General features: G+C 65.5%; 9 protein-coding genes. 5 read left to right on the top strand and 4 right to left on the bottom strand.

Annotated elements, in window-relative coordinates:
- Positions 1-123: 123 nt before the first annotated feature.
- Positions 124-1,212, bottom strand: coding sequence for a DNA polymerase IV (gene dinB, locus ACVOLO_RS17820; RefSeq protein WP_481571662.1), 1,089 nt, complete (start codon positions 1,210-1,212; stop codon positions 124-126).
- 211 nt (positions 1,213-1,423) lie between these two features.
- Between dinB and fabA the strand changes: the two genes are divergently transcribed.
- Entirely contained in the window at positions 1,424-1,939 is a 516-nt protein-coding gene (gene fabA / locus ACVOLO_RS17815; protein ID WP_481571661.1) for a 3-hydroxyacyl-[acyl-carrier-protein] dehydratase FabA, read from the top strand.
- Positions 1,939-3,147: a beta-ketoacyl-ACP synthase I gene (gene fabB, locus ACVOLO_RS17810; RefSeq protein WP_481571660.1), complete on the top strand. Its 1,209-nt coding sequence runs from the start codon at positions 1,939-1,941 to the stop codon at positions 3,145-3,147. The genes fabA and fabB overlap by 1 nt, the downstream gene beginning before the upstream one ends.
- 241 nt (positions 3,148-3,388) lie before the next feature.
- On the opposite strand, the gene ACVOLO_RS17805 is transcribed toward fabB, so the two are convergent.
- The 3 genes from ACVOLO_RS17805 to ACVOLO_RS17795 form a co-directional block, all read right to left on the bottom strand.
- The gene (locus ACVOLO_RS17805; RefSeq protein WP_481571659.1) at positions 3,389-3,736 is read right to left on the bottom strand and encodes an SH3 domain-containing protein; all 348 of its coding nucleotides are present in this window, start codon (positions 3,734-3,736) and stop codon (positions 3,389-3,391) included.
- A gap of 78 nt (positions 3,737-3,814) precedes the next feature.
- Positions 3,815-5,842, bottom strand: a complete 2,028-nt coding sequence (locus ACVOLO_RS17800; RefSeq protein ID WP_481571658.1) for a M3 family metallopeptidase — start codon at positions 5,840-5,842, stop codon at positions 3,815-3,817.
- A gap of 37 nt (positions 5,843-5,879) precedes the next feature.
- Positions 5,880-7,001 carry a PLP-dependent cysteine synthase family protein gene (locus ACVOLO_RS17795; protein WP_481571657.1) on the bottom strand — a complete coding sequence of 374 codons (1,122 nt, stop codon included), beginning with the start codon at positions 6,999-7,001 and terminating at the stop codon, positions 5,880-5,882.
- 453 nt (positions 7,002-7,454) lie between these two features.
- Here ACVOLO_RS17795 and ACVOLO_RS17790 point away from each other — a divergent pair, with 453 nt between their 5' ends.
- The 3 genes from ACVOLO_RS17790 to ACVOLO_RS17780 all read left to right on the top strand — a co-directional run bounded on the left by ACVOLO_RS17790 (position 7,455) and on the right by ACVOLO_RS17780 (position 10,861).
- A complete protein-coding gene (locus ACVOLO_RS17790; RefSeq protein WP_481571656.1) occupies positions 7,455-7,817 on the top strand; it encodes a CopL family metal-binding regulatory protein in 363 nt (120 codons plus the stop codon).
- A gap of 126 nt (positions 7,818-7,943) precedes the next feature.
- Entirely contained in the window at positions 7,944-9,755 is a 1,812-nt protein-coding gene (locus ACVOLO_RS17785) for a copper resistance system multicopper oxidase (RefSeq protein WP_481571655.1), read from the top strand.
- Positions 9,752-10,861: a copper resistance protein B gene (locus ACVOLO_RS17780; protein ID WP_481571654.1), complete on the top strand. Its 1,110-nt coding sequence runs from the start codon at positions 9,752-9,754 to the stop codon at positions 10,859-10,861. The genes ACVOLO_RS17785 and ACVOLO_RS17780 overlap by 4 nt, the downstream gene beginning before the upstream one ends.
- Positions 10,862-10,974: the final 113 nt, after the last annotated feature.

The following is a 10,974-nucleotide window of genomic DNA, read 5'->3' as shown; positions in this document are numbered from 1 at the left end:
GGGGCTGGCCGCCGCCCCGCCCGCCCGTTGGGGTCGTGGGTGTGGGGCTTGGGGGGAGCTTCTCCAAGCGACCAACCTACCCATGAGACGCATCAACACCTTCACATCAACCCCCCCCCCCCCTCAATCCTCCAACCGAACATCCCGGAACAGATCCCCCTGCACCACCACATCCTCGCGATCACGGAAGCCCGACAAGCCCACGCCCACCAGGCGATACAAGGTGTCGGCTGGCAACTGCACGCGCTGGCACAGCGCCAATGCAATATCGCGCAGCTCCTCCACCGAGCCGGGTGGCGTGTCGGGGGTGAAGCTGCGGGTGAGGATGCGGAACTGCGCGGTCTTGAGCTTGAGTACCACCGTGTGCCCCACGCGCTCGGTACGGCCGGTGGCACGCCAGGTTTTTTCCGCCAGCTGGGTGATGACGTCATCGAACTCGCCCAGCGGCAGGTCCTCGGCAAACGTGTCCTCCGAGGAGATCGACTGCACCGGCTGGTCCGGCTCCACCGGCCGCTCGTCAATGCCACGCGCACGGCGATACAAACTGCCGCCAAAACTGCCGAACAACGCCTCCAGTTGTTCCAGTGGCAGTTCACGCAGATCGCCGACGGTGGCGATGTTCAGCGCCGACAGCTTGCCTGCCATCACCTTGCCCACGCCCGGGATGCGGTTGACCGGCAGGGGCGTCAGGAATTGTTCGACGCGTGATGGCGGCACCACGAACTGGCCATCGGGCTTGCGCCAGTCCGAAGCAACCTTGGCCAGGAACTTGTTCGGCGCGATGCCTGCCGACGCGGTCAACGCGGTTGTTTCGCGGATCTGCGCACGGATGGTGCGGGCAATTTCAGTGGCGATGCCGCCGCAGCTCGGTGACGCGGTGACATCCAGGTAGGCCTCGTCCAGCGACAGCGGTTCCACCAGCGGGGTGTGCTGCAGGAATATCTCGCGGATCTGCCGCGACACCGCTTTGTAGCGGGCAAAGTCCGGCGGCACGAACACCGCGTCCGGGCACAGCCGCTCGGCCCGCAAGGCGGGCATCGCCGAACGCACGCCGAAGGTGCGGGCCTCGTAGGAGGCCGCGCAGACCACCGAGCGGGCACCCTTCCAGGCCACCACAACGGGTTTTCCGCGCAATCGGGGGTCATCGCGCTGCTCGACCGAGGCGTAGAAAGCGTCCATGTCGACATGGATGATCTTGCGAAGCTGGGCCACGACAACAGTCCGGAACGGTCGCCAACATGATAGCTGTTGTCGCTAAATGCACACTTGTCCTCACAATTGTGCAATTCAAAATCGTCGATAACAGCCCCCGAACGGCAGCGAACTGCGCCGAACATACGCAACCGTCCAGTTAAAACATTTGATTGAACGCAGGTGCTGCCGCATGCTCGGCGGCTCGTTCCTGGCTTTGGATTACCCCCGGATGACCCGTCTGCATACGTTCTCGCGTGACCAATTGCTGGCCAGTGCGCGCGGCGAACTCTTCGGCCCCAACAAGGGCCGCCTGCCCAATGACCCGATGCTGATGTTCGACCGCATCACCGACATCCGCGAGGACGGTGGCGCGCACGGCAAGGGCCTGATCCGGGCCGAGCTCGACATCAAACCGGACCTGTGGTTCTTCGGCTGCCATTTCATCGGCGACCCGGTGATGCCCGGCTGCCTGGGCCTGGATGCGATGTGGCAGCTGACCGGCTTCTACCTGACCTGGCTGGGCGCCGAAGGCCGTGGCCGTGCGCTGGGCTGTGGCGAGGTCAAATTCACCGGCCAGGTGCTGCCCAGCGCCAAGCTGGTGCAGTACGAAATCGATGTCTCGCGTGTCATCAACCGCAAGCTGGTGATGGCCCAGACCGACGCCCGCATGCTGGTCGACGGCCGCGAGATCTATACCGCCAAGGACCTGCGCGTGGGTCTGTTCACTTCTACCGAGAGCTTCTGATGCGTCGTGTCGTCATTACTGGCATGGGCATCACGTCCTGCCTTGGCAACGATCTGGATACCGTTTCCAGCGCCCTGCGCGATGGCCGCCCCGGCATCGTCGCCGCACCGGACCACGCCGAAGCCGGCCTGCGCAGCCAGGTGGCAGGCAGGGTCGATATCGACATGGACGCGCAGGTGGACCGCAAGCTCAAGCGTTTCATGAGCGACGCGGCCGCCTACAGCTACATCGCCATGCGTGACGCCATCGCCGACGCCGGCCTGGATGAAAGCCAGGTCAGCAACCCGCGCACCGGCGTGATCGCCGGTTCCGGCGGTGGTTCCAGCGAATGGCAGGTGGAAGCGGCCGATCTGCTGCGCAACCGTGGCGTGCGCAAGGTCGGCCCGTACATGGTGCCGCGCACGATGTGCTCGACGGTGTCGGCCAACCTGGCCACTGCCTTCAGCATCAAGGGCCTGAGCTACTCGCTGTCGGCCGCATGTGCCACCTCGGCGCACTGCATCGGCGCGGCGGCGGACCTGATCCGCCACGGCGCGCAGGACATCGTGTTCGCCGGCGGCGGCGAAGACCTGCATTGGTCGATGAGCGTGATGTTCGACGCGATGGGTGCCCTGTCCACCAGCTTCAACGAAACTCCGGCCAGCGCCTCGCGCCCGTATGACGCCAACCGCGACGGCTTTGTCATCGCCGGCGGCGGCGGCATGCTGGTGCTGGAGGACTACGACCACGCCGTTGCACGCGGCGCGAAGATCTACGCCGAGCTCGTCGGCTATGGCGTGACCTCCGACGGCGCCGACATGGTTGCCCCGTCCGGCGAAGGCGCGGTGCGCTGCATGAAGATGGCCATGGCCACCGTCAACCGCCCGATCGATTACCTCAACACCCACGGCACTTCCACGCCGCTGGGCGATGTGACCGAACTGGGCGCGGTGCGTGCCGTGTTTGGTGACGCAGTGCCGCCGTTGTCTTCGACCAAGGCACTGTCCGGCCACTCGCTGGGTGCGGCCAGCGTGCACGAGGCAATCTTCTGCCTGCTGATGATGCGCGACGGTTTCATGGCCGGCTCGGCCAACATTGAAACGCTGGACGAGCGTGCCGAAGGCTTCCCGATCCTGCGCCAGACCCAGGACGCCAAGCTGGACACGGTGATGTCCAACAGCTTCGGCTTCGGCGGCACCAACGCCACGCTGATCTTCGGCCGGGTGTAATCCCCGGCTTGCATGGATGCAATGAAAAACAGCCGCGAAAGCGGCTGTTTTTTTGTGGGCTTCTGTTGCAACAAATCCGTAGGAGCGGCCTCGGCCGCGAAGCTCGAGCCTCATCCGAGCGCCGAAAAGCTTACCCCTCCCCAGCCCTCCCCTTGGCTTCGCCAAAGGGAGGGAGCGGATCGCGCGAATGTTCTTCCATACGGTTTCGCGGCCAAGGCCGCCCCTACGACGCCGGGCTCACTCAGCCGCCCGGTTGTGCCGTCTCGATCACCACACCCAGGTCCTTGCCCGCATCGGCCAGGCGCACGCGCTTGCCGTCACTCTTGGCAACCAGGTAATCGGCCGACACCCAGCCACTCTTGCCACCGGCGCGCACATTGCACCATTGCAGGTCGTCCAGGCAGCGCTGCACTTCCACGGTGGTGCCCACCGGCAACACCGCCAGGCGCTCGGCGCGCTGGTCCGGGGCACTGCGTAGATTCAGTCCGTTGCTGACCTGTGCAGCGGGTTCGTTGATGCGCGGCTGGAACCACAACACCGCACCAATGATCGCCACACAGGCAGCGACGCGGGTAATGAGCCGGGGCATGTCGTCAAAGCCAGGGGAAGTACGCCGCCTAGCTTGACTCCGCCGTCCCCGGCTTACCAGCCCTGCTGCCGCTCGCGTTCAGGCAGCCATGCCGTTGTGCCGCAGCAGTGCGTCGATCTGCGGGTCGCGGCCACGGAAGGCACGGAAGTTCTCCGCAGCGCTGCGGCTGCCGCCACGCGACAACACTTCGTTACGGAAACGTGCGCCGGTTTCCTGCAGCTTCTCCGGCGCTTCCTCGAACGCCGCGTAAGCATCAGCACTCAACACTTCGGCCCATTTGTAGCTGTAGTAACCGGCCGCGTAACCGCCGGCAAAAATGTGGCTGAACTGGTTGGGAAAGCGATTCCAGGCCGGCGGGAAATTCACCGCCACTTCGTCGCGCACGCGCTCCAGCACCTGCAACACGCCCTCATCCTGCGGCTGGTACTGGCTGTGCAACAGCATGTCGAACAGACCGAACTCCAGCTGGCGCACGGTGAACATGCCGCTCTGGTAGTTCTTGGCGGCCAGCATCTTGTCGAACAACGGGCGCGGCAACGCGGCGCCGGTGCTGACATGCGCGGTCATCGCCTGCACCTGCTCCCACTCCCAGCAGAAGTTCTCCATGAACTGGCTGGGCAGCTCCACCGCGTCCCATTCCACGCCATTGATGCCGGCCACTGCCAGCTCGCCGATGCGGGTCAGCAACTGATGCAGGCCGTGGCCCATTTCGTGGAAGATCGTGGTGACTTCGTCGTGACTGAACGTTGCCAGCTTGCCGTCACTGCCGCGACCAAAGTTGCAGACCAGATACACCAACGGTGTCTGCACGCCAGCAGCGGTGACGCGGCGGTTGCGGCAGTCGTCCATCCATGCGCCACCACGCTTGCCCTCGCGTGCGTACAGGTCCATGTAGAACTGGCCGACCAGCGCACCGTCGGCATCCACCAGGCGATAGAAGCGCACATCTTCGTGCCACACCGGCGCGCTGTCAGGCTGCACTTTCAAACCGTACAGCCGCTCGATCACACCAAATAGACCGGCCAGCACGTTCGGCTCGGTGAAGTACTGCTTCACTTCCTGCTCGGAATAGCTGTAGCGCGCCTGCTTGAGCTTCTCGCCGACGTACGAAAGATCCCACGCCTGCAGGTCTTCCAGGCCCAGCTCGTCGCGGGCGAAGGCCTCCAGTTCGGCACGGTCGCGCTGTGCGTACGGCTTGGCGCGTGCGGCAAGATCGCGCAGGAAACCCAGCACCTGCGGCGCGTCGGCAGCCATCTTGGTGGCGATGGAATACTCGCCGTAATTGGCGAAACCGAGCAGTGCGGCCAACTCGCCGCGCACCGCAAGAATGCGCTCGATGTTGCCGCTGTTGTCCAATGTGGCATCGCCAAACTCGGACGCGCGCACCGCATTGGCGTGATACAGCTGCTCGCGCAGCGCGCGGTTGTCGGCGTAGGTCAGCACCGGCAGGTAGCACGGCATCTGCAGGGTCAGCTTCCAGCCTTCCTTTTCATCTTTCTGTGCAGCGGCGCGGGCGTTGGCAATCACATCGGCCGGCAAACCGGCCAGTTCGCTTTCGTTGTCCACATGCAGCGCGAATGCGTCGGTGGCATCAAGCACGTTCTGCGAAAACTTGGCCTGCAGCCCGGACAGTTCTTCCTGCAGCTGCGCAAAACGGGCCTTGTCGGCCTCGTTCAACTCGGCACCGCCCAGGCGGAAATCACGCAACGCATTGGCCAGCACCTTGGCGCGCACCTCGTCATACGCCGCCGCTTCCGGCGATGCGGCCAGCGCCTTGTACTGCGCGTACAGCGCCGGGTTCTGCGCCACGGCGCTGCCGAAGCGACTGATCTTCGGCAGGTTGGCGTTGTAGGCCTCGCGCAGCTCCGGCGTGTTGACCACGGCCTGCAGGTGCGACACCTGGCCCCAGGCGCGGTACAGACGCTCGGTGGCGTCATCCAGCGGCGTCACGAACGTTTCCCAACTGACCGGCGCTACCGTTTCGGCGGCCTTCACCGCGGCTTCGGCCTCGGCCAGCAGCGCATCGATGGCCGGGGTGACGTGCTCCGGGCGGATTTCGTCAAAGCGCGGCAGGCCGGAGAAATCGAGCAGGGGATTGGTGTTCATGGGGGTCCTGGGGAAAACAGCGCCGGCCATGCCGGCATCACGACTGATATGGCGACGCTTCCAGCCACGCACAAGGCAGCGCCAGCGCGCCCTGCCCGGCCACCGCAGCGGCAATGACGGCATCGGCGCCGGCCACGTCGATGCCCTGCTGTTCATACCAGGCCGGGTTGTAATAGCTGTGCGCGTAGCGCTCGCCGGCATCACACAGGATGGTGACGATGGAACCGCTGCGGCCGGCATCGCGCATCTGCTGCGCGGCATACAGCACGCCGATGAAGTTGGTGCCGGTGGAGCCGCCAACACGACGACCCAGCGTGGCACTGACATGCCGCATCGCCGCCAGGCTCAGTGCATCGGGCACCTTGACCATCGCATCGACGCTGGTGGGAATGAAGCTGCGCTCCACGCGCGGGCGGCCGATGCCTTCCACGCGCGAGCCGCCTTCACAGGTCATCCCACGCCAATCGTTGCCGGCCAGTGCCGCGCAATAGCCGTCGTAGAAGATCGACACTTCCGGGTCGGCACACAGGATCAGCGTGTCGTGCCGGCGATAGCTGACGTAGCGGCCCAGCGTGGCGGCAGTGCCGCCGGTGCCCGGGCTGCAGACGATCCAGTCCGGCACCGGGTGCGGTTCCTCGGCCATCTGCTTGAAGATGGACTCGGCGATGTTGTTGTTGGCACGCCAGTCGGTGGCGCGCTCGGCGTAGGTGAACTGGTCCATGAAGTGGCCGCCGGTTTCGCGTGCCAGCCGCTCGGACTCGCAGTTCAGGTCGCAGGCGCGCTGCACCAGATGGCAGCGGCCGCCGTGGAATTCGATGGCGGCGATCTTTTCCGGCGAGGTGCTGGCCGGCATCACCGCGATGAACGGCAGGCCCAGCAGCCGCGCGAAGTAGGCCTCGGACACGGCGGTGGACCCACTGGACGCCTCGATCACCGGGCAGCCCTCGCGCAGCCAGCCATTGGCCAGCGCGTACAGGAACAGCGAACGCGCCAGGCGGTGCTTGAGGCTGCCGGTGGGGTGGCTGGATTCGTCCTTCAGGTACAGATCAATACCGGGGAAGCCCGGCAGGTCCATCGGGATCAGGTGGGTATCGGCCGAGCGGTTGAAATCGGCTTCGATCTTGCGGATGGCTGCCGCCACCCAGGCGCGCTGGGACATGGAATGCCACTTCAGTGAAGAGTGGTATGGATTCTACTGGGCGGGCGATGGGAAGGCTCTGAGAGCACCCCTCCCCGGCCTTCCCCCTTCACTTCGTGAAAGGGAGGGTGCAAGAGCAAGAGCAGAAACACCCCTCCCCGGCCCTCCCCTTCACTTCGTGAAAGGGAGGGGGCAAGAGGCAAGAGCAGAAACACCCCTCCCCGGCCCTCCCCTTCGCTGCGCGAAAGGGAGGGGGGGGTCCATGCGATCTGTACGCGCGCGGCAATGCTGCCTTGGCCCCCTCCCTTTGCAGCAGGCAAGGGGAGGGTTGGGGAGGGGTGCGTTTAAGCCGTTGCACTTCCCACCGTGACAACCCACCTCCAACGCTCTCTCACCCCCAAAAACAACAAACCGTTCAGTTCTTTCCCTACCCGGGAATGCTATGGTTCAGGCCTGTTTCTGGACAGCCATCCTGTGCCGCGCATTCTGTTGCCCCTGCTGCTGTGCCTGTCCCTGATCGCCGGTGCGGTCGGGTCGGCATGGTCTGCGACGGCCATGGCCATGCCGATGCAGGCAATGGCCATGAATGCAGATGACAGCGCGCACGACTGCTGCCATCAGGAAGTAAGCCTGCAGTGCGACGCAGACAGTGCCGGCAAGGCGTCTTCGGCCTGTGCCGATGGCAACCCCTGTGAGTGCAAGCAACACTGCAACATGCTGCCAGCCACGTCGATGACGCGCCTGGCCCCGCTGCGGCACATGCTTGCCCCCGTTCCACCCGTGCCATCGCGCTATGACGTGGCACCGGGCCAGCTCAACCGGCCTCCCATCGCCTGAACGCCGGCGGCGCAGCCATGCGCCGCACAGATGCCTGCGTCCCGGCTTTCAGCCCGGGCGCTTCCTTGATCTGTTCAGGACATGCCGCGGCGCATCGTGTCGCCCGTGCATGGCCGGGAGTTCCACATGTCATCCGATTTCCTTTCCGATTCGCGCTCGGCGCTGTCGCGACGTCGCTTCGTGCAGGGCATGGCCCTGGGCGGCGTGGTCGCCGGTGCCGGGCTGGGGCGCATTCCCAGCGCCTTTGCTTCCACTGCCGCCATGGCCGTGCCGGGCGCTGAGCTGCGCGGCACCGAGCTGAGCCTGGCCATCGGCCGTTCGGCGGTCAACTTCACCGGCCGCACGCGCGGTGCCATCACCGTCAACGGCTCGCTGCCGGCGCCGATCCTGCGCCTGCGCGAGGGCGACACGGTCAACCTGCGCGTGGCCAACACGCTCACCGACGAGATCACCTCCATCCATTGGCACGGCATCCTGCTGCCGGCCAACATGGACGGCGTGCCGGGCATGAGCTTCAACGGCATCGCGCCGGGTGAGGCCTACCAGTACCGCTTCCAGCTCAAGCAGTCCGGCACCTACTGGTACCACAGCCATTCGCTGTTCCAGGAACAGGCCGGCCTGTACGGGGCGATGATCGTCGATCCGCTGGCGCCACCGCCGTACCACTTCGACCGCGAGCATGTGGTCATGCTGTCGGACTGGACGGACATGGACGTCAATGCGCTGCACCGGCGCATGAAGAAAATGCCGATGCACGACAACACCTACCTGCGCACGGTGGGTGATTTCCTGCGCGATGCACGCAAGGACGGCCTGCGCGAGACGCTGTCCGACCGCGGCATGTGGGGCCGGATGCGAATGACGCCTTCGGACATCTCCGACATCAACGCCCACACCTACACATACCTGATGAACGGCACCGCGCCGGCCGGCAACTGGACCGGGCTGTTCCGCAGCGGCGAAAAGGTGCTGCTGCGCTTCATCAACGGTGCCTCGATGACGTACTTCGACGTGCGCATTCCGGGCCTGAAGATGACCGTGGTGGCGGCCGACGGCCAGTACATCCATCCGGTCAGCATTGATGAGTTCCGCATTGCCCCGGCCGAAACCTTTGACGTGATCGTCGAGCCCACCGGCCAGGACGCTTTCACCGTATTCGCACAGGACATGGGCCGCACCGGCTACGCCTGCGGCACGCTGGCCGTGCAGCACGGCCTGCAGGCGCCGATTCCGTCACTGGACCCGCGCCCGCTGCTGACCATGAGCGACATGGGCCACGACATGGGCAGCCACGGCGGCCATGCCGGAATGGAAGGCGGCTGCGGCGCCAACATGAGCAAGGGCATGGAAGGCGGCTGCGGCGCGGCCATGGGCCACGATGCGCATGCCGGCCATGGTGCGGCGGGCGACAAGACGCCGAAGCACAAGCCCAGCGAAGCCGGCAACCCGCTGGTGGACATGCAGACCGCAGCCACCGAACCAAAGCTGGACGACCCGGGCATCGGCCTGCGCGGCAATGGCCGCAACGTGCTGACCTATGGCGCGATGCGCTCGCTGTTCGAGGATCCCGATGGTCGCGAACCCGGCCGCGAGGTCGAGCTGCACCTCACCGGGCACATGGAAAAATTTGCCTGGAACTTCGACGGCATTCCGTTCGGCGGCGCCGAACCCATTCGCCTGAACTACGGCGAACGCATGCGCATCGTGCTGGTCAACGACACCATGATGCAGCACCCGATCCACCTGCATGGCGTGTGGAGCGACCTGGAAGATGCCAATGGTGACTTCCAGCTGCGCAAGCACACCATCGACATGCCGCCGGGTACCCGCCGCACCTACCGCGTGCGTGCCGATGCACTCGGCCGCTGGGCGTTCCACTGTCACCTGCTGTACCACATGGAAGCGGGAATGATGCGCGAAGTGAGGATCGAAGCATGAAGACCATCTCCCACTCCCTGTTGTTCCTGGCCCTGGTCACCAGCGGCGCTGCATACGCACAGGACCCTCATGCAGGCCACGGCGCGGCTGCCAAGCCTGCGGTGGATCCGCATGCCGGCCATGTCATGCCGAAAACCAAGCCGACCGCACAGACGCACGACGCGCATGCAGGCCACGCCATGCCGGCACCTGCACAGGACGACCCGCACGCCGGCCATGACATGAAGGCGATGGATCACAGCGCGCATGGTGCGGATCCGCATGCAGGTCACCACATGCCTGCAACGGCGAAAGATGATCCGCATGCCGGCCACGACATGTCAGGCATGAATCACGGTGCCGATCCACACGCCGGTCACGCAATGCCAAAGAAGGCAGCAAGTGACACACCGCGCGAACCGATCCCGGTGCCCACCGTCGAAGACTTCGCCGCTGCGTTCCCGCCGTTGAAGCCGCATGCCATGGAGCATGCCCGCTCGATCAACAGCCTGGTCGTGTTCGACCACCTGGAAGGCTGGGACAACGCCCACGGCAGTGGCCAGTCCTGGGGCATTGATGCCTGGGTCGGCAACGACATCGACCGCCTGTGGATACGCAGCGAGGGCGAGCGCAGTGACGACACGCTCGGCGATTGGTCGGTGGACGCGCTGTACGGGCGTTCGATCACCCCTTGGTGGGATGTGGTGGGCGGCGTACGCCACGACAACAGCCGCGAAACACCCGACCTCACCCGCGCGGCCATCGGCTTCCAGGGCATGTCGCCGTACAAGTTCGAGGTTTCGGCCATGGCCTACCTCGGCGGTACGCGCAAGGCGGAGTTGGCGTTTGAAGTCGAGTACGACGTCCTGCTGACCAACCGCCTGATCCTGCAGCCGGTGGTGGAAGCCAGCATCGCCGCCGATGATGATCCGCGCCGCGGCGTAGGCAGCGGCCTGGGCCATATCGAAACCGGGCTGCGCCTGCGCTACGAAATCACCCGCCGTTTCGCGCCATACGTCGGCTTCCTGCACGAGCGCAAGTTTGGCCGCACCGCCGACCTGCATCGCGATGCCGGCGAAGGTGTGAGCGATTCACGCTGGGTCGCCGGCCTGCGTTTCTGGTTCTGATGCCCCGGGGGGGCCCCCCCCCAGGGGGGGCGCGGCGGGGGTGCCGGCGGGGCAACCCAAAAACAGTATAGGACCCCCCCCGGGGGGCGCCGCCCCTGGGGGGCTCCCCGGGG

It is taken from the genome of Stenotrophomonas sp. STEN056 (genome assembly GCF_056759635.1).
The sequence above is the reverse complement of the archived record's forward strand: the minus strand, read 5'-3'. Positions and strand labels throughout refer to the sequence as shown.